Annotated in this window: 1 protein-coding gene; it reads right to left on the minus strand. The window is 67.0% G+C overall.

The genetic code is table 11. The features are described from left to right. On the minus strand, positions 1-528 hold a 528-nt coding region (locus tag DNK06_RS25055), incomplete at both ends, for a PAAR-like domain-containing protein (protein WP_131182673.1).

The following is a 528-nucleotide window of genomic DNA, read 5'->3' on the forward strand; positions in this document are numbered from 1 at the left end:
GCCACAGCGAGCGTTCGTCGGCTTCGGCGTCGAGCAGGGCCTGCAGCTCCGGGTTGGCTTCCTGGGCCGGTTCTTCGGCCTGGGTGTCTGCGCTGCGCTGGGTGGTGACGACTTTGCCGGGGGCGCCGCCGATGCCGGCGCCATTGCAATTGACCAGGCAGGTACTGTCCTGGCGTACCAGGGGAATGCCATTGACCTTGACGTCGTTCTGGCCGCTGAGGAACCTGACGTAGCCACCGCCCAGGGATGTGCCGGCGACCACGTGGGATCCGGCGTCGCCCTGCACGCCCTTGTGCAGGTCGCCGACCCGGTAGACCGGTACGCCCTGGGCCTTCACGTCCGGCGAGGACTGGGTCTGGTTGCCGAGGGTGGCGAAGCTGTCGAAGGGCACCACGGCATTGCCGACCTTGCAGAAGTCCGGCACCGAACAGATGGCTTTCCACTCATGGCTGTCGTTGGCGGCGTGGCGGGCGTTACCCCACAGATCCCGCCCATCTTCCATCGGCTCCGATTCGGCCAGTTCGCCTT

The organism is Phytopseudomonas daroniae (assembly GCF_004327285.1).
GTDB classification, from domain to species: Bacteria; Pseudomonadota; Gammaproteobacteria; order Pseudomonadales; family Pseudomonadaceae; genus Aquipseudomonas; species Aquipseudomonas daroniae.